The sequence below is a fragment of the Paraglaciecola sp. G1-13 genome (assembly GCF_055809255.1).
In genome coordinates this window covers 130,836-154,973 of the sequence record NZ_CM147903.1, presented here as the reverse complement: position 1 = coordinate 154,973, position 24,138 = coordinate 130,836, and the positions used below count along the sequence as shown (strand labels likewise).

Annotated in this window: 17 protein-coding genes; 11 read left to right on the top strand and 6 right to left on the bottom strand. The window is 45.2% G+C overall.

Annotation, left to right across the window (positions count from 1 at the left end):
* Positions 1-310: 310 nt before the first annotated feature.
* The 6 genes from AC0L6N_RS00660 (at position 311) to AC0L6N_RS00635 (ending at position 6,397) form a co-directional block, all read left to right on the top strand.
* On the top strand, positions 311-1,996 hold the full coding sequence (locus AC0L6N_RS00660; RefSeq protein ID WP_473477961.1) for a methyl-accepting chemotaxis protein: 1,686 nt from the start codon (positions 311-313) through the stop codon (positions 1,994-1,996).
* 181 nt (positions 1,997-2,177) lie between these two features.
* A complete protein-coding gene (locus AC0L6N_RS00655) occupies positions 2,178-3,344 on the top strand; it encodes a DcaP family trimeric outer membrane transporter (RefSeq protein ID WP_473477958.1) in 1,167 nt (388 codons plus the stop codon).
* A gap of 245 nt (positions 3,345-3,589) precedes the next feature.
* On the top strand, positions 3,590-4,297 hold the full coding sequence (locus AC0L6N_RS00650; protein WP_473477956.1) for a 5'-methylthioadenosine/adenosylhomocysteine nucleosidase: 708 nt from the start codon (positions 3,590-3,592) through the stop codon (positions 4,295-4,297).
* Between the two features lie 12 nt (positions 4,298-4,309).
* The gene (locus AC0L6N_RS00645) at positions 4,310-5,275 is read left to right on the top strand and encodes a cobalamin biosynthesis protein CobD/CbiB (RefSeq protein WP_473477955.1); all 966 of its coding nucleotides are present in this window, start codon (positions 4,310-4,312) and stop codon (positions 5,273-5,275) included.
* A gap of 180 nt (positions 5,276-5,455) precedes the next feature.
* Complete coding sequence (locus AC0L6N_RS00640) at positions 5,456-5,899, top strand: hypothetical protein (protein WP_473477954.1); 444 nt, start codon at positions 5,456-5,458, stop codon at positions 5,897-5,899.
* An 81-nt stretch (positions 5,900-5,980) separates the two neighbouring features.
* Entirely contained in the window at positions 5,981-6,397 is a 417-nt protein-coding gene (locus AC0L6N_RS00635; RefSeq protein WP_011573428.1) for a DUF2721 domain-containing protein, read from the top strand.
* A gap of 43 nt (positions 6,398-6,440) precedes the next feature.
* On the opposite strand, the gene tyrS is transcribed toward AC0L6N_RS00635, so the two are convergent.
* Positions 6,441-7,640 (bottom strand): tyrosine--tRNA ligase, encoded by a 1,200-nt coding sequence (tyrS, locus tag AC0L6N_RS00630; RefSeq protein WP_011573427.1) that lies wholly within the window; start codon positions 7,638-7,640, stop codon positions 6,441-6,443.
* Between the two features lie 210 nt (positions 7,641-7,850).
* On the opposite strand from tyrS, the gene AC0L6N_RS00625 reads away from it, so the two are divergent.
* Complete coding sequence (locus AC0L6N_RS00625; RefSeq protein WP_041714196.1) at positions 7,851-9,149, top strand: peptidoglycan DD-metalloendopeptidase family protein; 1,299 nt, start codon at positions 7,851-7,853, stop codon at positions 9,147-9,149.
* A gap of 226 nt (positions 9,150-9,375) precedes the next feature.
* Positions 9,376-9,873, top strand: coding sequence for an Lrp/AsnC family transcriptional regulator (locus AC0L6N_RS00620; protein WP_473477953.1), 498 nt, complete (start codon positions 9,376-9,378; stop codon positions 9,871-9,873).
* 17 nt (positions 9,874-9,890) lie between these two features.
* Here the strand turns inward: AC0L6N_RS00620 and AC0L6N_RS00615 are convergent, their stop codons facing one another.
* The 4 genes from AC0L6N_RS00615 to AC0L6N_RS00600 form a co-directional block, all read right to left on the bottom strand.
* Positions 9,891-11,009, bottom strand: coding sequence for a M14 family metallopeptidase (locus AC0L6N_RS00615; protein WP_473477951.1), 1,119 nt, complete (start codon positions 11,007-11,009; stop codon positions 9,891-9,893).
* 8 nt (positions 11,010-11,017) lie between these two features.
* Positions 11,018-12,682, bottom strand: coding sequence for a carboxylesterase/lipase family protein (locus AC0L6N_RS00610; RefSeq protein WP_473477949.1), 1,665 nt, complete (start codon positions 12,680-12,682; stop codon positions 11,018-11,020).
* 62 nt (positions 12,683-12,744) lie between these two features.
* The gene (gene parC, locus AC0L6N_RS00605; protein WP_473477947.1) at positions 12,745-15,057 is read right to left on the bottom strand and encodes a DNA topoisomerase IV subunit A; all 2,313 of its coding nucleotides are present in this window, start codon (positions 15,055-15,057) and stop codon (positions 12,745-12,747) included.
* An 82-nt stretch (positions 15,058-15,139) separates the two neighbouring features.
* Positions 15,140-16,255, bottom strand: coding sequence for a PQQ-dependent sugar dehydrogenase (locus AC0L6N_RS00600; RefSeq protein WP_011573421.1), 1,116 nt, complete (start codon positions 16,253-16,255; stop codon positions 15,140-15,142).
* 159 nt (positions 16,256-16,414) lie between these two features.
* On the opposite strand from AC0L6N_RS00600, the gene AC0L6N_RS00595 reads away from it, so the two are divergent.
* Positions 16,415-19,552: a hybrid sensor histidine kinase/response regulator gene (locus AC0L6N_RS00595; RefSeq protein ID WP_473477944.1), complete on the top strand. Its 3,138-nt coding sequence runs from the start codon at positions 16,415-16,417 to the stop codon at positions 19,550-19,552.
* 48 nt (positions 19,553-19,600) lie between these two features.
* On the opposite strand, the gene AC0L6N_RS00590 is transcribed toward AC0L6N_RS00595, so the two are convergent.
* The gene (locus AC0L6N_RS00590) at positions 19,601-20,281 is read right to left on the bottom strand and encodes a DUF2982 domain-containing protein (RefSeq protein ID WP_473477942.1); all 681 of its coding nucleotides are present in this window, start codon (positions 20,279-20,281) and stop codon (positions 19,601-19,603) included.
* A gap of 457 nt (positions 20,282-20,738) precedes the next feature.
* Between AC0L6N_RS00590 and AC0L6N_RS00585 the strand changes: the two genes are divergently transcribed.
* Together AC0L6N_RS00585 and AC0L6N_RS00580 are read left to right on the top strand one after the other, a co-directional pair.
* Complete coding sequence (locus AC0L6N_RS00585) at positions 20,739-23,414, top strand: reprolysin-like metallopeptidase (RefSeq protein WP_473477940.1); 2,676 nt, start codon at positions 20,739-20,741, stop codon at positions 23,412-23,414.
* Positions 23,402-23,932 carry a hypothetical protein gene (locus AC0L6N_RS00580; protein WP_473477937.1) on the top strand — a complete coding sequence of 177 codons (531 nt, stop codon included), beginning with the start codon at positions 23,402-23,404 and terminating at the stop codon, positions 23,930-23,932. Before AC0L6N_RS00585 ends, AC0L6N_RS00580 begins: the two co-directional genes overlap by 13 nt.
* The last annotated feature ends 206 nt before the right edge of the window (positions 23,933-24,138 follow it).

Here is a 24,138-nt window from a genome sequence, read left to right as displayed (position 1 = left end):
TCCAAAAACTGAATACACAAATAAGAATACTGAGCACTGTACTCGTAAGCACACAAACCGGAATGAGACCTTGGTCTTATCCCTGCGTTACATATGAGTAATCAAAATAATACAATTGCCGACATCATTTAACAATTACCCTTGCTTTATTTCGTTATGCGAGCGCTTTAGGCTCAGCCCTCGTCACTTTGGGCATTTTACAGAAACATCACAATACAGATCCATGAGCTAAACTCTGTTTCAGCAAACAATCACTTCGCCATCGCTTTTGTCTTTCTAAAAAGCTTGTGCTCTACCCTAAGGTGCGCAAATGTTTAGTTATATATCCATTAAGAATCGCCTTCTGATCATCTCAATTGTTCCCTTGGTCAGTCTGGTATCAATCCTCTTGCTGATTATTATTTCACAGGTCACTGCGCTGACGGGGACCGTGGAAAAGTCCGCGCAAACTTTACTCATTGAGAGCAAAAAAGGGGAACTTAAAAACACCGTAGAATTAGCTTACAGCGCGGTAAAACCGATTTATCAAGAAGGTGGCGACAAACGCGAGGCTATTGAGATACTTAAGCGACTAACATTTGGTAAAGATGGATATATATTTGGTTATGATGATAAAGCAGTACGTCTATTTAACGGTGAAAATGAAGCAGGTATTGGCCAGAGTTATTATGACTTTAAGGACGTAAACGGGATCTATCTGATTAGAGATTTAATTGCTGCGGGTCGCAATAACAAATTTGCTCAAGGGAATGAATTTGTGACTTATCATTTTCCTCGATTGGGGGAAAATACGCCAGCCGCAAAACTGTCTTACGCTATTTACCTTCCAGAATGGAAAATGATGCTTGGTACTGGCTTGTACATCGACAGCATTGATGACCAAGTAAGCGTATTTTCGCAACACATTGATGAATCCCGCGCAACATTAATCACCTCAGTCACCCTAGTCTCAGGAATATTACTGCTGCTGTTACTGATGCTTGGACTGCTTTTAGTCCGCTCGATCCTTTCACCGTTAAACACCGTGACCCAATCGATAAAAGAGCTCTCTAGTGCTGAGGGAGACCTAACCCGTCGTCTAAATCTCAACGACAACCACGAGCTAGGTGAACTCGCGAGTCACTTAAATACCCTACTGAGCAAACTACAGACAATCATTGGTAATGTGCGCGATATCAGCTTACGAGTGAAACAAAATAGTGATGAGCTTGGCACGCAAACGCTTTCGATAAAGGATTTGAGTATTAAGCAACATAACGAAATTGACCAAGTCGCCAGCGCTACCTCACAGATGTCAGAAACAGCCCATCAAGTTTCTGTTAACGCTGATGCCGCCGCTTCAGCAGCATTAGAAGCGGATAACAATGGTCACCAAGCGATGCGAAGTGTCGAGCAAAGCTGTCACGAGATGTCGCTTTTACTCAATGAGTTGTCGGCCACGGAAGAAGTTGTCACACAAGTAGGTGATGACGTAGAAAACATCGGTGCTGTGCTATTAGTTATCGAAAGTATTGCAGGGCAAACAAACTTGCTGGCGCTGAACGCGGCTATTGAAGCCGCTAGAGCAGGAGAACAGGGCCGAGGCTTCGCAGTTGTGGCTGATGAAGTAAGGAACTTAGCCAGTAAAACACAAGGAAGCACCGAAGAAATACAAAATATGATCGCCAAGTTACAAAGTGGTTCGCGCGCTGCAGTGGTAGTGATGAGCGATAGCAAACAACGCAGCAATGAAACCGAAAAAAGCATTAGCACCACGGCCGTATCATTGGGCGAAATATCTAAATCAGTTGCCACAATGAATAATCTTAATGTTCAAATAGCCACCGCCGCCCGAGAACAAAGTATTGTAGGCAAAGAAATCAGTCAGCGTATTATTGATATATCAAACCAAACAACAGAGCTCAGTGGTATTGCGGTTAAAAATGGTAAAACTGCGGAAAGTTTGCGCCAAAAAACGGCCGAGCTAGAAGGGCTAGTCGGCCAGTTTAAAGTATAGCGATTGCGCCCGATTGAATTAATTCCATGATGGATTAAACAATAAATTGCGATAAGCAAACAAAAGTTAAACTCAAGTAAATATTGTTAAGACCTTGGTATCATAGACCATGAGCTTATAGCCGTTTTTTTGAACATGTCCCAGAGTAGGTAACGTAAATAGCGACTAAACGGACAGACAAATGAACATAAAACGCATATCACTCACAAGTTTAGCTTTAGCATGCTCCACCGTGTCATTTACTTCTCTTGCTAACCCGTTAGATAAAACCACATTTGGTTTCAGCGGTTACGTCAAAGCAGATGCCATGGTGAGTCAATACAGCGATGGAACATTACCCTCTGGTACTATTGGACGTGACTTCTACATCCCAAGTCTGACACCCACGGGCGGGGAAAAAGAAAGCGCCCAATTTGATGCCCATATTAAACAATCTCGCTTTCGCTTCACCACCAATACCCTATTGAGTAACAACGAAAAAATCACCGGTGTACTTGAATTTGATTTTCATACCACGCCAGATGGTAACGAGCGGATCAGTAATTCATATGAGCCCAGAATTCGCCATGCTTTTATCAAGTACAACAACTGGTTGATTGGCCAAACCTGGTCCACATTTCAAGACGTTAAAACCCTGCCTGAATCTTTAGATTTCATTGGGGTAACTGACGGCACCATTTTCGCGCGACAAACCATGGTGAGATACACCTCGGGAGCCTTTGAAGTTGCCTTAGAAAACCCGGAAACCACAGTGACACCTTTTGGCGGCAGTGGTCGTATTGTCGCTGATGACAACTCAGTGCCCGATTTAGCAGCGCGTTACACGTTAAATCAATCCTGGGGACATGTGTCATTTGCCGGCTTAGTGCGTCAACTCTCTTATGTCGAAAAGCAAAATGGCAGTGATATTGATACAGACGACGTTGGTTATGGCCTTAGCATCACCAGTAAGATTAATTTCGGTCAAGACGATGTGCGCGTGATGGCTAATATCGGCAGCGGACTGGGTCGGTATATCGCCTTAAATGCCGTTAACAGTGCAGTATTAGATGCGAATAATGAGCTCGATACTATCGATGTTCGTGGTTTCACGGTGGCTTATCGTCACTTTTGGGATCCTCAGTGGCGCAGTACCTTCAGCTACGCCATGTTCAGCGCAGATAACGATACTGACTTGACGGGCTTAGGTGTCATTAAGGAAACCTACAGTGCCAGAGCCAATATTCTTTACTCCCCATCACCTGAGCTAACCTTTGGCGCCGAATATGCCTACGCTAAGAAAACCCTTGAGTCAGATGAAGACGGCGATATGAGTCGCTTACAGTTTTCAGCAAAGTATGCATTTTAAACTTGGTTAAAACGGTTATTCACGTTTGAAAGAGAGGCAAATCCCAACTTGCCGCTTGCTTGCGCTACCTTAGAAGCTCTTTGTTAAGACAAATAGCCTCTAAGGATGGCGCTTTTTTACGTCACCTCCGCCCTATTCGTATTCATCTCTGGTGACTGTTTATCTTTGATTACAAATACCTCTAGTTTCATCTTGATGCCATCCGTAATAAACTGCGCTCATTATTCGAGTGAGAAGAACTACATATGAAAATTGCCATTTTAGGTGCCATGGATGAAGAGATTACCCTTCTGAAAGAATCAATTAGTGGGCTTGTTGAGCATCAACATGCGCATTTAACACTTTACACTGGCCAGTTACAGGGTGCCGACGTCGTCTTAGTTAAATGTGGCATTGGCAAAGTTGCGGCAGCAGTTGCCACGACCATAGTCGTGGATAAATTTGCTCCGGATTTCGTGGTCAACACCGGCTCAGCGGGTGGATTTGACCAAGCATTGAGCATAGGTGATATCGTGATCGCTAATGAAGTTGTACACCACGACGCCGACTTGACCCACTTTGGTTATGCTTTGGGCCAATGTGCTGGTATGCCAGAAACCTATTTATGTGATGCCGCACTAATTGAGGCGGCCGAGAAAGCCGCAATCACCTTAGGTGAAGCCAAGACTAAGCGCGGGCTAATTTGTACTGGTGATGCTTTTATCGGCAGCGACGAAGCAGCCGCTAAACTACGAACCGATTTCCCCGCTATCGCCGCGGCAGAAATGGAAGGCGTCGCGATAGGCCAAACCTGTCACTTGCTTAACGTGCCGTTTTTGGTGATCCGCTCTTTGTCAGATATTGCAGGCAAAGCTTCGACCGTATCCTTTCAAACATACTTAGAGCAGGCAGCAAAACACTCAGCCATGCTGGTGATGGAAATGCTCACCGTACTGCAAAACCAAACTAAATAAGTCACATAGACCTTGCCAAGCGATATCGATGTGTTCTTGCAATCACCCGCGCTGCAACCAATTTGGGTGCTGGGCGTGGTGATGTTAGTTGAAATGCTATTACATTGGCCTGAGCGCTATCACCCGCTTTTTTTTGCGAAACTCGTCGCCACAAGAATGGCTGACAAGGTGAACCCCTGTGCCGACAGGGCCCCGCTGCAATTGCGTATATCAGGGACATTAGCGCCATTGGTGTTAATAAGCCCAGTCGCAGTCATACTGGCTATTTTTATCAACATGGCTGAATTCCCGCTCTTCTTTGACGCCATGCTGCTTCTCGTCGCCTTGCAGTATCAGCATGTAATAACCCGTGGTAAAAAAGTGTACTCTGCTTTGCTATCTGGGAAGAAAACCCTTGCCAGACAGACTCTAAAACCTATGGTGCTGCGAGAAACTGAGCTTCTTTCAAGGTTGGGATTAGTGAAAGCCACCATTGAGAGTATGACTCTGCGTTTTCATCAACAGTATCTGTGTACTGCGATGTTGTTTCTTTTATTCGGGCCGGTTACGGCACTGTGTTATCGCCTCGTGTACGAATTTTCTCATTGCTGGAATACCAAACTCACTCAATTCACCTACTTCGGTCAACCTTCTGCCAAGACGCTTCTCGTTGTGCAGTGGGTTCCTCTGCGTTTAACCTCGTTTCTATTTACATTGATGGGCAGTGTCACCAGTGCCATTAGCGCGTGGCGCGCGCTTCCTCGTTCTAGCAGCGCCCATCAGGTATTACTCGCTTTGCACGGTGGGGCATTGGGTATAGAGCTCAGTGGCCCGGCTATTTATGAAAACACCAAAAAGCGCTCTATAAAGTGTGGCGGGAAACGCCAAGCTGACACCATCGATATAAAGCGTCTTTCCAACCACATTGTTTTATGCAAATTCGCTTTTTGGGTACTGTGCTTATGTATTGCCGTGGGCCTTTATCGCTTGCACCTTTAGGGAGGTTGATTTTAAGGCGAGTTTAGCCATTGAAAGTCATTGGCTACCAGTATTATCCTGCGCATTTTCGTATAACCAATTACCCTTACATGTTATATTCTCGCCTGATTAACGAGTCCTGCCATTTTATCAAATTGACGTTTTAATCGTTTTTTCGTGTAAACATAATTCGAGTTGTATATGACCCCAAAATTTTCGTATTCCACAGCATCAGGTAGTTATTCATTTGAGGTTTCAAGTAATGTCGTGATGTGCACGTTCAATGGTGCTTGCTGCGACCAAATTGCTCAGCGCTATCTTGCAACGTTGTGCAAAATTGTTAGCGATTTTAATGGGGAACCTTGGGCCTACCTAGGTAATGCTCAATTACATCTGGCCGCGACCCCGCAAGCAGAACAATACTTACTCGAATGCTTTGTTATGAGCGTAAAAAATAATTGCATTGGTGACGCCTATTGTTTGACGTCTGCTGTGGGCATATCTCAATTGAAGTCTATTCGGCAAAAAGCGGGGCTCACAGCCACCCTTGAAGAGCGCATGTTTGGCAGCCAGCAAAGCGCTTTATCCCAGTTAACCAAAGAATTGAAGCAATATAGCGCTGTCGATAACAGTCAAGAAAAGTAATTGCGTATTCACTCAGTGGGCGCAAAGGTAAACTGTGGCATAATCAATATAAATATTAGCGGCTAGACACACTTCCTTATTATGACCATCACTTTGACAACTCCAGCGATGCTCTTTCCGGCAATTTCGTTATTATTATTGGCTTATACCAATCGATTTTTGACGTTAGCCAGCACAATCCGAAATCTTGACCCCACGCAGGATCAAGAGAATACCCATGCCCAAATTAATAATTTGCGTACTCGTATTCAACTGATTAAACGCATGCAAGAATTTGGCGCCTTTAGCTTTTTTCTGTGTGTTTTATCCATGTTAGCGATTTACGCTGAATATCAAACGATAGGCAGTACTATTTTCGCAGGCAGCCTTGTATTGCTGCTTTATTCACTAGGTTTGTCGGTGAGGGAGATAAATATTTCGGTAGAAGCGCTAGACTTACATTTAAGTCACTTCAATCTAGATAGGAAAAAGCGTAAACCTTCTCGCGAAAAACCTTAAGAAAAGCGGTTCGCTCACCATATGAGCAAACCGCCTATTGGACTTAGCTTAGCGTCACTCGCGCAAATTTGCGTTTGCCCACTTGGAAAACGGCTTCTTGTAACGAGGTAAAAATCGCTTTTTGGTCTGCCACTTTTTCACCGTCCATTTTAACCGCGCCCTGTTTAATCATACGCATCGCTTCTGAAGTCGATGCCACTAAAGCAGCCTCTTTAAGCAAGTTGGCAACAGCCATACCTTCTGCACCTGCCTCAAAAGTGAATTCAGGCATCTCATCTGGGATGGCATTTTTCTGGAAGCGTTGGATAAATTCATGGTGAGCGGCTTCTGCAGCAGCATCATCGTGAAAACGCGCAATAATCTCCTTAGCCAGCGCAATTTTTATGTCTCTTGGGTTCGTGCCTCCAGCGACTTGCTCTTTATAAAGCGCAATTTCTTCAATGGCCTTAAAGCTAAGTAAATCATAGTAGCGCCACATCAAATCATCTGAAATCGACATGATTTTACCGAACATATCGCTTGGTGAATCGGTGATACCAATATAGTTTCCAAGGGACTTCGACATTTTCTGTACGCCGTCTAACCCTTCAAGCAACGGCATCATCAAAACAGTTTGTGGTCGTTGCCCCTGCCCTTTTTGCAATTCACGGCCCATCAATAAGTTGAAACGCTGATCTGTTCCGCCTAATTCAACATCAGACTCAAGGGCAACAGAATCCCAGCCTTGAACGAGCGGATACAAGAACTCATGAATAGCGATAGGTTGGCCGTTGGCATAGCGCTTTTTAAAATCATCTCGTTCTAACATACGTGCCACAGTTTGACTGGAGGCTAACTTGATCATACCAGAGGCCCCTAGGCCTTCCATCCACTCTGAATTAAAACGGATCGTGGTTTTAGCCGGATCAAGAATTTTGAATACCTGCTCTTTGTAGGTTTCAGCATTCGCTAGTACGTCTTCTCGGGTCAATGGCTTACGAGTAACATTTTTGCCTGTGGGATCACCTATCATTCCGGTGAAATCACCGATCAGAAAAATAACTTCGTGCCCAAGCTGCTGAAAAGACCGCAGTTTATTAATTAAAACCGTATGACCTAGGTGTAAGTCTGGCGCTGTAGGATCAAAGCCTGCTTTAATTTTTAACGGTTTGCCTTCTTTTAGCTTGGCAATCAGTTCTTCTTCCAACAATATTTCTTCAGCACCACGCTGAAGCTCAGCAAATGCGCTTTGCCAATCTGCCATTTTGAACCCTTATAAATATGATAATACGAATAAATTTAATCGATTATTTTACGTTGCAGCGTCTGCTATTGAAAGGGCGTATAAGGATTAATCAATGGATTCTTATACTCATATCATACTAAAGATGTACAAAAAACGACCTTCCTCTAGAAAATCCCGTTCAATCATTATATTCTGCACACTTAACAGTTGTATGAGTTGAATTTTCCTGTGGTAAAAAAAGCCTTTTCACAATTACCTAAAGCACATAAGTGGGCGGTTGCTTCCCTCGCGTCTATCGTGCTAATTCTTGCCCTATTCCCATCAGACCGTGCCAGTGCTTCCCGTAACACCGAGGCCGCTTTATTAGAGATCGGTAAACGCTACGAACTGCCTATTAGCACAGATCATTTATCGGTCAGCAGTGAAGAACACGTTAGCGATGACGTTGAATGGAACACTTATCAAGTTAAGCGCGGGGATACGCTGGCCAAGATTTTTAAGCGCGCCGGGCTGTCCGCTCGCGACACTTATAATGTGAGCAGCGCTGGCGAACTCGCTAAAATGCTTTTAAAGATCCGCCCTGGTCAACTCGTATCACTGCAAGTTGATGAAAACGGCTCATTTGCTGGCTTAAGTTATGCGTTTTCAAATACCGAAACCCTACTTATTCATCCTGATGAAAAAAATCAACTCACCGCTCGCGTGGACAAAAAGAAAGTCGATACCCGCTTGAACTACGCGCAAGGCGAGATTAACAGCAGTTTCTGGAATGCTGGTGTAAAAGCCCACCTATCTGAAAGTCAAATCATGAGCCTAGCGGCGATATTTGGCTGGGATATCGATTTTGCTTTAGAAATTCGCCAAGGTGACAATTTTAATGTTGTCTTTGAAGAAAAATACATAGACGGTGAATTCGTGGAATACGGCGATATTGTTTCAGCTGAATTTACCAACGGTGGCAACACCTTTACCGCTATCCGATACTCTGATGGCAATTACTACACCCCAGAAGGGCGTAGTATGCGTAAAAGTTTTTTACGCGCACCGGTTAGCTTTAAATACATCAGCTCTAGTTTCACAAAACGTCGCTTTCACCCAGTCCAAAAACGCTGGAAAGCCCACCGCGGCGTGGATTACGCAGCAAATCGCGGCACCCCCGTAATGGCCGCTGGCGATGGTAAGGTTATTCGCTCTTCATACGATAAGTACAATGGTAATCACGTTTTTATTCAACACGGTGAAAAGTACGTGACCAAATATTTGCACTTTACCAAGCGTAAAGTCAAAGTGGGACAAACTGTTAAGCAAGGCGATGTTATCGGCACTGTTGGCTCTACAGGGTTAGCTTCTGGCCCGCATTTACATTACGAATTTTTAGTGGATGGCGTACATCGCAACCCTAGAACCGTTTCTTTACCTAAAGCCCTCCCTATCGCCAAGAAAGAGCGCAGCGCATTCGAACTCGTGGCAAAAGAGCAACTTGAGTTACTGACTAATAGCAAGCGAATTATGTTGGCGATGAATTAGTAGTAGTGTATGTGCCTAGCTTTCATCTTGTCTGCTAGGCAACGTTAAAAATCAAATCGATAGGAGCCCATGCTTAAGCTATTTATTGGGCTAATGTAAGGCACCAGCATTGATGCTGCCCTTACCACACGTTCTGACACTCTTTTACCCAATTGACCTATGCGAAGCCTGATGCCTATTCACGTAGTGAAACTCGTCATTTACAGTACCTATCCATAGAGAGCATATGATGCCTAAGAAAAATAGCCGGCCCCTAGACAGCATAGATTTGGATATTCTTGCATCCTTGTACGAAGATGCTCGTACCACCAATAAAGAAATAGCTAAACGGGTGGGTTTAGCACCCTCATCTTGTCTTGAGCGTATCAAGCGCCTGCAAGCAGATGAGATCATTCAAGGCGCATCGTTACAGATAGATTTGAATGCCTTAGGCGGTCATATACAAGCGATGATTTCGATTCGATTGTCTGATCACAACCGTTTAGCGGTAGATGACTTTGTTACTGACTTATTACCTCAGCCCGAAGTGCTTAGCGTGTTTCACATGGGTGGCAACATCGATTTTTTATTGCACGTCACCGTGACTGACTCTAGTCATTTGCGAGATTTTGTATTTAACCAACTTACCGCTAGGCCTGAAGTGAACCATGTTGAAAGCGCGTTAGTTTACGAGCACAGATGTTCACAGCAATTACCTACTTTTTACCTCCAAGGTACGACCTAAAAGCGGCGGCTAATTGTTTAAAGTTCGAAGTAGTGAGTAAAGCACTTGTATAGCTGAGTACCACTCAATATCGAAGCTGAAGGAAAGTGCAAAATGGGGATAAGATCACATTGTGCCACTACCAATTCAGTGGCATTTTCTGTATCAAGTTCATCCACATTCAGTAATTTAGCTAGCGGCTGGCCTTTTTTCACAACGTCGCCCGGCTTGGCTAAATATTCCACCATACCGCCTTGTTGAGTATATAAAACTTTGTAGTTCTTCAAATAGGTGGCCACTCGGCGCATCGCTTCCGGGTGAATATCACTTTGTAATAAACAGCCTTTTCCATTGAGATAGGATAAAATGCTATTTGCATCGTACTCTCCCTCAGAAAAATTAATCACCTCTTGGCTACCCATTTCCAACGTGAATGCCTCAACCCCAAAGTCAACATCTTGCTGGCGCTTGTGACTAACCAAATCTTGCAACGTCCACCATGGGCAAAAAGTTGCTTCATCCAAGGCTCCAGCAAATTTATTTGGGATCAAGATGACATGAGGAATATTGAACAAACTTGCCGATTTTTGCGCATATTCAGGCACATAAATATGCCGCGTAGAAACAGGCCCATTATGTAAATCGAGTACAAAATCGGCGTCAAAGGCCAGTTGCTGTAACTTTAAATTCAGCCGTTGTGCTAGGCCGATACCCCACGGCTCTTCCAGTTTAGACGCCAGAATATGCTTAATTTGCTGACGAAAGCGCTGTTTAATTTGAGAGATAGACTCATCGTTTTGCACTGTTTGTGCGAAATCTTCAATCAAGCTCGCATCGTAAAAATACCCACGATTCCAATTCGTACCGTTGACAGGATCAAATCGCCCTAAGGTGTATTCCCCCGCCTTTATATTGGTGCCAACTGGGTTACAATTGGGCACCAGTATCACTTCGCCGCAAATAGGCATTTGTTTTAACAGTTGAATAAGGTGGTAGATCACCACATTTCCCTGCACTTCAGCACCGTGTATTGAGCTTTGAATGTACACTTTAGGGCCTGGCTTTTCGCCAATAAAGCGATACAGAGGCACGTTCATGTTTCGCCCAGACGCATTTTGCGCCACCACTATATAATCTTTCTTAAATTGATTGCTCACGGTCGAACTCACTGGGGTGTGCTGCTTTTTTCAATGATCCCTTTCAAACTGTCTTTTTCGAGTTGGGCTTTTTCAAAGAAATAGCGACGATGAAAAGCATGTCGCTCTTGCAGGTAACGAATGTCTTCCACCTTAGGCTGCGCCTTTAACACCATACGTTTATGCTGACTAAATTGTGGCCAATGAGGCAAAGCGTGATTGGCGTCGTCAGTCCCATTGGGCACACCTGTTTTAATAAAATGAGCAAAGTACTGCTGCATAATCTCTGAAACTTGATAATCCGCGTCTTGCCATTCGTATAATGGATTGGCATCTAAATTACCTAAGGCGTATTCAATTTCAGCAGAGTGCACAGCACCTCTTGGTTTATTCACAGGCAGAACGTTCTTTGCCCCAACCATGGCTGGGCGAATATGGTCATAAAAATAGTAAAAGCTTGGAGCTGTATTAGTCTTAACGTTTTGATAAGCCCAGTTGAAGGTTGCTATCCCCATGAAACGATCACTGGCCAGCGCCTGCGCAGATGCAATAACTTGCGCACTATTTTCGCCAGGATAGAGGCTTAGCACCTCCTTAAAATCATCTGGGTAAAGGCGTTTTATTTTATCAACATAATGCTCAACAGTGGGTGCCCCATCAACCATGATCTGCTGATAGCCGCCTTCTTGCGAGTTATCCCCAAGCAGCAAAGGCACTTTTGCTTGTGTCCCCTTGGCGAATAACGCATCAGGTGATTCAGGAAAGAAGGCGCCATCAATGTTTGGTTTAAAATAAATGAAACCGCCTTTAGTGACCTTATCTAACAAGGTTTGTGCAGGTATCTTTCTTAGCGCTGCAATGCGCGCTTCAGCAAGAACTACGTTTTGCTCAGGAGTATCTTTAAGTGCAGTCGTTGCCACTTTCTGACCGTACTGTTCGGCATCTTTGAGTGCTAACGGGTCAAGTGGTGGTCCAACAATCGAGCCGCTTTCACCAATTGCACCGGCGATATATGGTTTTGCCGAAGGTGCCACCATAAGCGCTGAAACGGAAATCGAGCCTGCAGACTCCCCTGCGATCGTTATACGCTTAGGATCGCCCCCGAACTGTTGAATATTCTCGGCCACCCATTTAAGTGCTGCTTGTTGGTCCATTAAGCCGTAATTACCCGAGCCGTGATAGTCTGTTTGTTTAGACAAACCTTCATGTGCGAAAAAGCCAAATACACCAAGCCGATAATTCGCTGTAACGACCACGATGCCTTTTTGTGCCATAGAGGCGCCGTCGTAACGCTTTTCATCGCCACTGCCTGCAATAAAGCCTCCGCCATGAAAGTACAGTAACACCGGCAATTTGGCGCTATCACTTGTGTTCGGTGTCCACACGTTAAGGTACAAGCTGTCTTCGCTAACCTCTTGTGAGCGAAACTGCATATCGCTATAGATGGGATTTTGCATTGGACGAGGGGCGAACTTTGTCGCGTCTCTGACACCTTGCCACGCACTAACCGGTTGAGGCGGCTGCCAGCGAAGCTCACCCACCGGCGGCGCAGCAAATGGGATCCCTTTAAATGAAAAGATCTGAGATTTATTGTTTTTTTGACCCGATAGCAAGCCATATTGGGTCGTGATTTGCTCTGCTATGGCGGCGAAAGAACTGATGAATAAAACGAAGGCGACTAAGGCGAATTGCATGAATATTCCTTTTATGAAATAACCATCGGCTATAGAAAAAACCTATAGCCGATCAAGCAGGATTATAGGGATGGCTCATTAGGTAACTCACCTGCATCGTCAGCTTGGTCGCTAACACCGGTACCCGCTTCAACTTCAATACCATCGACACGCTGTAAGCCTCTGGGGAGTTTGTTGCCGCGGCGTCCTCTCTCACCTTGATAGTGAGTTAAGTCGTCAGCGGTTAATGTCATACCGCGTTTGCCCGCCAATACTTTTATATTGGCACCTTGAGGGACGACAGCGAGCACCTTGACGAACTCTTCCCGAGCTTGTGATTTAGCCGAAGGGATGCTGATAATTTTATTCCCTTTACCTTTTCCTAGGCTGGGTAAGTCTCGTAACGGGAACATTAACATGCGCCCTTCATTGGAAATCGCTAAACACCAATCACTGGATAAGTCGTGCACTGCTTGAGGCGCGATGATTTTGGCGGCTTTGGGTAAAGAAATATAAGCTTTCCCAGCTCGGTTTTTACTGATCATGTCGGCAAATTTGCCGACAAATCCGTAGCCCGCATCAGAGGCAATCAGATATTGCTGCTCGTCTTGTCCCATTACCACGTGCTCAACGCTTTCCCCACTGACGATACTAAAACGTCCCGTTATGGGCTCACCTTGGCTTCGGGCTGAGGGCAGTAAATGGGCATCACAGGAAAAGGCCCGCCCGGAGGTATCCATAAATACGGCTTGCTGGTTACTTCGTCCTTTGCTGCTGGCGAGGTACTTATCCCCCGCCTTGTAACTTAAACCGGCCACGTCTACATCATGCCCTTTGGCGCAACGTGCCCAACCTTTTTCTGACAGTACAACGGTGACAGCTTCTGATGGAATAAGCTCTTTCTCACTCAAGGCTTTGGACTCAGAACGTTCAATAATCGGTGAGCGTCTATCATCACCGTACATTTCAGCTGCGGCTAAAATTTCTTTTTTGATCAGGGTCTTAAGACGGCGGTCAGACCCGAGGATAAGTTGCAGCTCGTCACGCTCTTTGGCCAATTCGTCTTGCTCACCTTTGATTTTCATTTCTTCAAGCTTGGCTAAATGACGTAGCTTTAACTCTAGAATAGCTTCCGCTTGAATGTCTGATAGCGAGAAGGTATCCATCAGGACAAGCTTTGGTTTGTCCTCGTAGCGAATGATACGAATAACTTCGTCAATATTTAGGAAGGCAATCATCAAGCCTTCTAAAATATGTAAGCGCGCCAATACCTTATCTAATCGATATTGCAGGCGTCTAACCACCGTGTCTTTTCTAAATATCAACCATTCAGACAAAATCATGCGCAAGTCTTTGACTTGCGGGCGACCATCTAGCCCAATCATATTGATATTGACGCGGTAATTTTTCTCTAAATCTGTGGTGGCAAACAGGTGCTGCATTAATTGCTCAACGTCGACGCGGTTTGAGCGCGGTGTGATCAATAAACGGGTTGGGTTTTCGTGATCCGACTCATCACGTAAATCACTGACCATAGGCAGTTTTTTTGCCTGCATCTGGGCCGCGATTTGTTCTAACACTTTGCCGCCAGAGGCTTGATGTGGCAACGCCGTGATAATAATATCGCCAGCTTCTTCATAATACACAGCGCGCATTTTAATTGAGCCACGACCGGTTTCATACATTTTACGAATGTCGCTTTGTGGGGTGATTATTTCAGCATCAGTGGGGTAATCAGGCCCTTGTACAAACTCCAATAATTCGTGCAATTCCGCTTTGCTATTATCCAATAAATGGGCACAGGCATTGGCCACTTCTCGTACATTATGTGGCGGAATATCAGTGGCCATACCGACCGCGATGCCGGTAATACCATTGAGCAAAATATGCGGTAAGCGTGCTGGCAATATTTTGGGCTCGTCTAACGTGCCATCAAAGTTAGGTTGCCAATCAACCGTACCTTGCCCAAGTTCGGTCAACAGCACTTCGCTAAACTTAGACAATCGAGATTCGGTATAGCGCATGGCAGCAAATGATTTAGGGTCGTCTGGCGCCCCCCAGTTTCCTTGCCCATCCACCAGCGGGTAGCGATAAGAGAATGGCTGCGCCATCAATACCATAGCCTCATAACAGGCAGAATCGCCGTGGGGATGAAATTTACCTAATACGTCCCCCACTGTACGCGCCGACTTTTTATACTTAGCATTGTTACTCAAGCCAAGTTCTGACATGGCGTACACAATACGCCGCTGCACTGGCTTTAATCCGTCGCCGATATGGGGCAAAGCCCGATCCATGATGACGTACATGGAATAATTGAGGTAAGACTCTTCGGTGAATTGACGCATCGGAAGCTGTTCGATACCGTCTTTATTGATAATGATTTCTTGACTCATAGTGTGCTATATCGGCCGCTGTTATTATTGTTGGGGAGCGAAAACCAACGTTTTCGCTCCCGCTTTAAACGTAAAAAGTGGATTACTTCTGGTAGGTTACCCTATAAATAACATTCGCGAAATCATCGGATACTAACAAGCTACCATCTGGCATGGTGAGCATAGCAACTGGGCGCCCCCACGATGTTTCATCCGCTTGCAACCAGCCTTCAATGAAGGGTTGATATTCAACAATTTCGTTATCTTTCAATATCGCTCGCATGACTTTGTAACCAGACTTTTTGCTCCGGTTCCATGATCCATGTTCAGCAACAAACAGATTGTTTTGGGCATCTGCTGGAAACATATCACCATGGTAAAAATGGATACCTAATGGCGCAACATGCGCGCCCAAATTCAATGCGGGTGCAACATAGTCTGCGGCATTTTTGTCTGTACCGAACTCTGGGTCGGCTATGGTGCCACCATGATAATAGGGGTAACCATAGTGAGCACCTATCTCGTCAACACGATTGATTTCACACGGTGGAATATCGTCTCCCATCATGTCGCGGCCATTATCGCTAAACCACATTTGGTTGGTTTGCGGGTGCCAATCAAACCCCACACTATTTCTTACCCCTTTTGCTACCCAAACTCGCTCTTTGGTTTTTAAGTTGTATTTTAAAATCGAGGCAAATTCAGGATTATCAAACTTCTCACCGCCATTGGTTTCACATATATTACATGGCGCGCCAACAGGAACGTATAACCAATCATCTGGCCCAAAATCAATGTTCTTCCAGCCATGGTGTTTTTTATCAGGCAAGCCATCAATGACCACTTCAGGCTCAGGTAATTCGCGAAAATTCTGCTCAATATTGGCGTATTTCAGAATTCGGCTGACCTCTGCCACATATAAGTCACCATCTTTGATGGTGAGCCCTGAGGGCATGGTTAAATCTTTGGCAATTTGCAGTACCTCGTCCACATTGCCGTCTTGGTCTTTATCCACAACAGCAGTTAAAAGCCCACTGTCTCGGCTACCAACAAATAAAATGCCGTTATCACTGAGCGCCATCTGGCGAGCATTTTTGACATCTGAGGCGTAGACTTCAATGCTGTACCCAGTAGGTAGAGAGAGCTTTTCTAACGGTAACGACTTAGCTATGCCAGCAAAACTGACAAAAGAAAGTAGAATCAAACGGCGAAGTATCATAGATTATTTCCAGTGATGGTAAGAACATAACAATTATAAAGATATCTATGTTAACTACAAAGATTGTCGCCAATTAGCAAAATATTTTCGACGGGCCTTTGGGTTAATTCTAGCTGTGCAGGAGACACTTTGAGGCTTCACGACTTTTTAAAACACCCTATGCAGCTTTGGCTGGCTCTATTGGTTTGCTTGATGGCCTTGGGGGGGGTATCAACTGGCAATGCCCAACAAGTCGAAAGTCTTGTGCAACTAATCTCTAAAGATCAGGAAGTTAGCCTGTCATCATCTATCAGCGTCATGCAAGAAGACGGCATTGAGCTCAGCGTGACACAAGCCCGAGACATGCTCTCCCAGTTTGTTTGGCACTCAGGCGGCAACCCCAATTATGGTTTTTCTGAACACGGTGTATGGCTATACACCACCTTGAGTAATGTGACTACCACAGACAAATGGGTGGTCAGTGTTGCGTTTTCGCAGCTTGATAATGTCGATATGTACCTGATGCAAGATGGGCAGATTCTTGCTTCGAGTTTTCAGGGCAAGCTAGGCATGAAAACTCACTATCGCTTACCTATGATGAAAGTCGAATTGCCCTATGCACAAACTGTTGAATTGTTTGTGCGCTTGCAGAGCCAGCATAGCAGTTTAGTTGCACCCATTAGCATCCAATCCAGTACTTCTCACGAAATGCAGAGCTTTTATGATAGCTTGTTGTGGGGGTTATTTTACGGTGGCTTGATTATTTTAGCCATATACAATTTGGTAGTCTATTTTGCTCTTCGTGAGTCTAGTTTATTGGCCTATGTTGGGTATATCTGCACAGTCATTGTTTGGCAATTCGTGTGGGGTGGGCACGCCAATATGATGCTCCCCCAAGCATTATCGCATTGGTTCGACACGCATACGGACATCATTTTTGTGCTGATTGGTATTGGCTCTGGGTTATTCACGATTGTGTTTTTAGAAGCCAAAGTTACGGCACCTAAAACACTCCCCTTCATTAAAGTCAGCATCGGGCTTTTAGCGTTAATGGGCTTATGCTCTATGGTGAATTTGTTTCCGCCCGTTTGGCAAAATGCCGCCGTGTATGTTGTCAGTATGCTGGCCATTAGTTGCTACACCTATGCTGGGTTCGAAAGCTACTCAAATCAGTTTTATGCTGCGCGCTATTTTATTTTCGCATGGAGTATTTTAGCCACATGCGCATTAATAGGTATGTTTAGCTTAGTGGATATGCTGCCCTCTAATTTTTTCACTACCTATTGTTTTCAGTTCGGTGTGTTCTTTGAATCCGCATTATTTTCACTGGCTTTGATGGACAAAAGCCGCCACCAACTTGAGATTGAAGTACAGCAAGCAACCAATGATTTACGTAACAATATTGAATTGGTGGAAGAACAAAACGTTCGACTAGATATTGCTCGTAAAGAGGCAGTGGCTGCGAGCAACGTTAAATCTCAGTTTCTGGCTAACATGAGCCACGAAATTAGAACTCCTCTCAATGCAATCCTCGGTTTTAGTAAAGAGTTGCAACAAGGCGATTTTTCTGCCGATAAACGCGACCAAATCAACATTATTAACGCTGCCGCTGACAACCTGATGACCATAGTTAACGACGTGCTGGATGTGTCGAAAATTGAAGCGGGTAAGCTCCAAATTAACAGTCATCCTTTTTCAATAAACGAGTTACTCGAAGAGATGATAGGCGTGATGGCCAAATCCGCTCATCTAAAAGGCCTTGAGTTTGTGTATGACATAGAGCCATTGCCACTCAAGCTGATAGGCGACAGCTATCGAATACGCCAGATTCTCAATAACTTGTTGGGCAACGCCCTGAAATTTACCGATACCGGACACATTGGTTTAGCGGCGTCTGGTAAAGTATTAGAGCACGGTATTTTTGAGTTAAACATTAAAATTGAAGACACGGGTATCGGTATAAGCCGAGAAGATAAGCGCAAACTATTTACCGCATTTTCGCAGGTTGATGATGCGCTCAATCGCTCTTACCAAGGCACTGGGCTAGGTTTGGTTATCTGTAAAGAGTTAGTCAAATTAATGCACGGGCAATTGTCGCTGCAAAGCTCCCCCGGTCAAGGCAGTACCTTTAATGTCACGGTTCGCATGAATATTTTAAACACCAAACCCAGTATTTCGCCAAAAAGCGACTGGCAAGATCAAACGGTATTGCTGTACGAGCCTTACCCCAACGCGCGCTTCACTGCCAGTAAATTACTCAAATCCCTGGGGGCAATTGTCACCAGTGTCGACTCAATTGCCTTTTTGCAAACCTGCACTAAAGCTTTTGATTGCATGATATTTTGCATACACCCACATAATCAAGCCGCCAATGAACAGGCCTTTTCTAGCGCGAGCAACATTGTAGCTAAACATAAGGTGTTATTGTGCTCAGGCGAGGACTCTTGTTGCCGCTTTTCTCAATTTACTGGGCAATTTACCCCTCAACTGCGCTTACCTCTGACCCCAGGTAAGCTGAAAGAAATTATGCACAAGCCCACGCATGCACCGGTTAATGAGTTGCAGAAGCGTTTGCAAGATTTACCTGCAGTTACCGTACTGGCGGTAGATGATATGGAAATGAATTTACGCTTGTTGAGCACGTGGCTTAAGCCATCACGCCTTGAGCTTAAACTCGCGTTCAGTGGTCAAGATGCAGTCAATTTATGCAAAGAAAGCGAATTTGATCTGATATTGATGGATGTGCAAATGCCCAATATGGATGGCTTACAAGCAACCAAACTAATTCGAGAAACGAAACTTAATTTCGGCACCCCCATTATTGCAGTAACGGCCCATGCGTTTAAGGAAGAACAGCAGCGCCTATTAAATAGTGGGATGGACGATTATTTGCCAAAACCTCTCGACCTTTCCGACCTAGTTGATTTGATTAATCGCTGGTGCCATCAAGGGGTGGAAGAAGACGAACACATTGAGGTGTTTAATTGGCCCTTGGCACTCAAACGCGCCAATCAAAATGCTGACGCTGCCAGAGATCTGTTCAACCAATTCATTAAGCAACTTCCTTCATTCGAAAGCAAATTTGAACGGCTACAGGCGCACCCTGAACACAATGAACTGCAACAAGTTGTGCATGCACTGCACGGTGTATGTTGCTATACAGGGGCGGTAGCGCTGCATAGCAGTTGTTCAGAATTAGAGAGCCAGTTGAAGCGAGAACAATTTGATAAGGTGCCCTCGACTTTGGCCAGACTGATTAACGATGTTAAAGCCCTGCTGAAACAAGAGAATGACATCAAACACAACATCAGGGACTAGTCATTTCCCCCCCTGATGACGTCAAAATGTTAGCCAATACTAAGCAGGTTATTTCTGTTGGTTCTGCACAAACTCCTGGCACTCACGCAATAGCGTAACGAACTCTTGCTCACTGCGGTCAAGCTCAGACACGTTGATATACAAGTCGTAACCTAATCGTTCACGCAACTTTGTCATTCGGTTAGCTAGCATGGCCTGTGTGCCAGTAAGCACAGTTCCATCGGGTAACTTATGTTTATCATCTTCTACAAGGTTAGCACTGAAACTCAGTCCTGAGGCACTGTCAGCTTTATCCCCTAATAACAGCAGAGAACGCTGTTCCATCAACAAATGAATCATCAACTTGATCGGTGTTGTGGTTAAAAAGGGCCGATAGTCTTTAAGTTTTATGCCCACCAAGCTCAAATCTTCAAGTGCTAAGTCTCGATGCGCGCGAGGGACGTCAATACGTTGGATATTGTGCCAACTCACATGCCATTGTCCTTTTCGATGCTGGTAACAAATAGAATCATGGGATAATTCTAAGCTGAAAATAGGCTCACGAAATTTAAACCAAGCAATCAACAGTGCCACTATTGAAGCACTCGTCACAAACACACCGGCTAAAAAGAATGCCTCGGGCAGCCAAGCGAAAATACCTGCAGCCACAAAAATGCCGGCAACACCGAATAAACTAGTGGTGAGAACATTACGTTTCGCAGAAGCGCGGATCTGTATTACATCTTGCATTTTGTTCCTTTATTTAACCCCAAAACCAGAAGTACATCACAGCCATGAGTATGCCCCAGAAAATGATATAGCGCATGCGCATACATTTTGGACAATCTGTTTTTAACATGCTGAACAAGGTGAATTTTGTCGGTCGCGTATCACGCTTTTCTGTTGGCATAAGCTTTATTGCTCGGGTCGATAGAATAGGGATATTCTACCTGATTCCCGTGTTGGTAAAATACGCTATTTGCTAATTCATACTCTGTTCAGCCAGTAAAACTCAAGATTTGTGATACAAGTTTCACGATTTATCACTAGAATAAGGCTCGTGTAACTGTTCAGGCTTAACCTTTTTGTTGGGTCGGTATCAAGTGAAGTAGAACAAGCAAGGATCAGACTGTTCTTTAATTTTAAGCTGGCCGCTTAGCTTAATCGGGACGCTTCCCGAAAGCAGTCAATTGTTCAAGGTTGTTTTATGCAGGTAGTAAACAAATACAATTTCAGTAAATTTGCCCAACGTATGTTACTTATCGCGGCCTCTGGCATCGGTGCACTTAGCGCAGGCACTGCTAGTGCTGAATCATTGTGGGTAGCTTCAGCCCAAGCTAAATTTAGCGCTGAGGACACCGCGCCAAAAGTGGCCGTCGTTAAAGGTAACTATCAGTCCCTTGCCAGCGACTCATTGCAACAACGTTTCTCAGATAAAACCGCCGCTATCACCTTAGCTCTGCCCTTGCCTGATGGCACCTACGCTGACTTTACACTCACGCCTTCTCGCGTGATGTCAGACGATTTAGCTGCACGCTACCCTCAGTTTATGTCCTATGACGCGGTACAAGTGAACGCTCCGCAAAATGTTGGCCGTTTCAGCCTGACTCATAAAGGGCTGACGGGTATATTTCGCCAAAATGGTCAGTGGGCGTTATTAAGCCCAGTTTACGAAAAAAACGATGAACAATATGTTAGCTATTATTACCTCGACTCTGACGGCAAAAGCCTGCTACCACAAGGTATGGATGATTCAATTAGCGCCCTTTCAGCGCAGAAAGAAGCCAACACCGATTTAATCACCGCTCAGAAAACCACAGGCGACACCCTAACCACCTACCGTTTAGCCTTCAGTGCAACCGGTGAATACACTCAAGCAGTAGGTGGAACAAAAGCCGACGCAGTGGCAGAAATGATCACTTTGGTCAACCGAGTGAATCAGATTTTACTGGTGGATACTGCCATACAATTTGAGTTGATTGATAACGAAGATATTATTTATACAGATGCCGCTACTGACCCCTTTACCAACAGTGATGCAAACGAAGATTTAGACACCAATCAACAAGTCATTGATGATGCTGTAGGCTCTAGCAATTACGATATAGGGCATTTACTTGCCACTAATCCAGGCGGGCTAGCGTTCGTTGGCGTAGTATGTTTGAGTACTCACAAAGCCAGAGGATATACAGGCAATACTTCTCCCCAAGGGGAGCGCTTCTATATTGATTTGGTGATCCATGAATTGGGCCACCAACTGGATGCGGAACACTCTTTTAACGCACAAGATTTTGACTCCTGTGACGAAGAACAGCGCAGTAGTTCGAGCGCATTTGAACCGGGCAGTGGCTCTACAATTATGTCCTACGCAGGTATATGCGGCACTCAGAATTTACAAAACACCAGTTCACCTTATTTCCACGCGGGCTCAGTAGAACAAATACGTGACTATGTTGAGACAGGACGAGGCCGACTTTGTGGCACCACAAGCAGTTTGAACAATGCTGCGCCACAAGTCTCTTTGACCTCAACAAATTACTCTATTCCAGCGAACACGCCGTTTATACTCGATGCACAAGCAACTGATGATGAAACACTAACCTATACCTGGGAGCAAATTGATGCCGGTGGCGACACGGGTGGAACGGCCACCGCCAGCGGCATGCGCAGCGATAATGGCGCGAATCCACTGTTTCGCTCGTACTCTGCAGTCAGTGAGAGCTATCGTTATTTCCCTGCTTTAGAGGATGTGTTAGAGAATACCGTTAGTTTTGGTGAGGCTTACCCTACAACCGATCGAGAACTAAACTTTCGCGTTACGGTAAAAGATAATAGAGGCGGCGTAGACACTGCTGATATTATGCTGAGTGTCACAAATACGGGCACCGCATTTGCGGTCACTCAACCCACAGCGACCAGTGTTTGGCAAGGTAATGCAGCTCAAACCATTGCCTGGAATACCGCCAGTACACAAAATGCACCGATTAGTTGCCCCTCGGTAGACATCACAGCAGATTTAGACGGTGATAATACTTTCGACAGTATTCTTATAAGCGACACCCCCAATGATGGCGAACAAGTGGTATTTTCACCAAACACCAACACCACCAACGCACGTATAAAAGTCAGTTGTGTAGACAACGTCTTTTACGCTGTAAACCCTGCCAACTTTGCGATTACCCAAGGAGGCTCAAATGTCGCCCCTGTCATTGATGGTCAGTCTGTATTAAGTCTCAATGAAGACGATACACTTACCCTGACGCTAACTGACTTACAAGTCACTGACCCAGACTCTAGCTACCCAGATAACTTCACCTTAGCATTGCAAGCAGGCAGTAATTACAGCATCGAAGATGGTGTAACCCTAGTACCTGATGCGAACTTTAGCGGCGAGCTGTCAGTCTCGATCACGGTCAATGATGGTATCGAAGACTCAAGTGCTTTCCCATTGGTCGTGAATGTTGCCCCAGTTAATGATGCCCCACAGGCAAGTGACGACAGCCAAACCGTTGAGCAGGATAGCGCAGCTACGCTTATCAGTGTGCTGGATAATGATACGGATATCGATGGTGACAACCTCAGCATCAGCGACATAAATTACACTGGCTCAGGGACTGTTAGCATCAGTGGCAACCAAGTACGTTATCAACCAGCTAGTGGGTTTTCGGGCAATGAAAGCCTGACTTACATTGTAAGTGATGGCATTGCCACCGACAGTGCAACCCTGACGATAACGGTTACAGCAACGCCTACGACTACTGCGCCAACGACTGGCAGTAGTTCTGGTGGCGGTGGCTCGTTTAGTTACCTGTGGCTTGGTTTAGTGAGCGTGATGATGTTCATAGGCAGGCGTTCACGTGAGTCAGCAAAATGCGCTTGTTAATTAAACGCCTATCAGTGCTTGGCCCTATCATGTTGATTGGGCTGACAAACCTCACTGCTTGCGCTTGTTTCGGCAGTGCTGATACGCCGGAACGTAGCCAAGCTGGGCATGCTCCCAGCCAGGTTCCGCCCGCAGCCAACATCGAAGTCAAGAATGCATCTGGCGTATCAACAGCTCAACCCCAGTCTCCTTCAAGCCTGAGTAATGCGAAAATGAATGTACATCCCCTGAGTTGGGTAACAGATGCAGTTCCGCTCAATGATGCCAAGCAGGCCATTCGCAATGGCGATCTACGATTATTAGCTTTCGCAGGGCGCGCTATATCCATACCTGGTGTTGATTTAGCCCTGCATCCTCTGGCTCGAATTCAGCAACATTGTGGCTATCGTACCTTAAAAGGCACTGGAGATACGCTGCGCGTCGGTGAGCGAACATCATTGCGTTCAAAAGCACATGACTACGCGGTGATCTATAACCAGAAAGTCATAGCAGCCTGCGTGTTACCGCAAAATACATAACCAATCGTGAAGCAATAAGCCTACCAAGGGACTTGCTTGGTAGCTCCCCATCTTCTCAAAAGTTGCTCAAAAACAGCTCAATTTTTCCCTAAAAATACAATGGCGCGTAAACTTTTTTGAAGCGCGACATATCATTTATACCACTGCGTGCTGTATGAGCAGCAAATATAGCCTCGCTGTATTCCTCCTCTTGTGAACGGTACTTT

What these genes read in the sequence shown, in the direction of transcription:
- AC0L6N_RS00610 (WP_473477949.1), bottom strand. Translation starts at nt 12,682, where the DNA reads ATGCAATTCGCCTTAGTCGCCTTCGTTTTATTCATCAGTTCTTTCGCC.
- parC (WP_473477947.1), bottom strand. Translation starts at nt 15,057, where the DNA reads ATGAGTCAAGAAATCATTATCAATAAAGACGGTATCGAACAGCTTCCG.
- AC0L6N_RS00655 (WP_473477958.1), top strand. Translation starts at nt 2,178, where the DNA reads ATGAACATAAAACGCATATCACTCACAAGTTTAGCTTTAGCATGCTCC.
- tyrS (WP_011573427.1), bottom strand. Translation starts at nt 7,640, where the DNA reads ATGGCAGATTGGCAAAGCGCATTTGCTGAGCTTCAGCGTGGTGCTGAA.
- AC0L6N_RS00640 (WP_473477954.1), top strand. Translation starts at nt 5,456, where the DNA reads ATGACCCCAAAATTTTCGTATTCCACAGCATCAGGTAGTTATTCATTT.
- AC0L6N_RS00580 (WP_473477937.1), top strand. Translation starts at nt 23,402, where the DNA reads ATGCGCTTGTTAATTAAACGCCTATCAGTGCTTGGCCCTATCATGTTG.
- AC0L6N_RS00635 (WP_011573428.1), top strand. Translation starts at nt 5,981, where the DNA reads ATGACCATCACTTTGACAACTCCAGCGATGCTCTTTCCGGCAATTTCG.
- AC0L6N_RS00595 (WP_473477944.1), top strand. Translation starts at nt 16,415, where the DNA reads ATGCAGCTTTGGCTGGCTCTATTGGTTTGCTTGATGGCCTTGGGGGGG.
- AC0L6N_RS00600 (WP_011573421.1), bottom strand. Translation starts at nt 16,255, where the DNA reads ATGATACTTCGCCGTTTGATTCTACTTTCTTTTGTCAGTTTTGCTGGC.
- AC0L6N_RS00650 (WP_473477956.1), top strand. Translation starts at nt 3,590, where the DNA reads ATGAAAATTGCCATTTTAGGTGCCATGGATGAAGAGATTACCCTTCTG.
- AC0L6N_RS00620 (WP_473477953.1), top strand. Translation starts at nt 9,376, where the DNA reads ATGATGCCTAAGAAAAATAGCCGGCCCCTAGACAGCATAGATTTGGAT.
- AC0L6N_RS00660 (WP_473477961.1), top strand. Translation starts at nt 311, where the DNA reads ATGTTTAGTTATATATCCATTAAGAATCGCCTTCTGATCATCTCAATT.
- AC0L6N_RS00590 (WP_473477942.1), bottom strand. Translation starts at nt 20,281, where the DNA reads ATGCAAGATGTAATACAGATCCGCGCTTCTGCGAAACGTAATGTTCTC.
- AC0L6N_RS00585 (WP_473477940.1), top strand. Translation starts at nt 20,739, where the DNA reads ATGCAGGTAGTAAACAAATACAATTTCAGTAAATTTGCCCAACGTATG.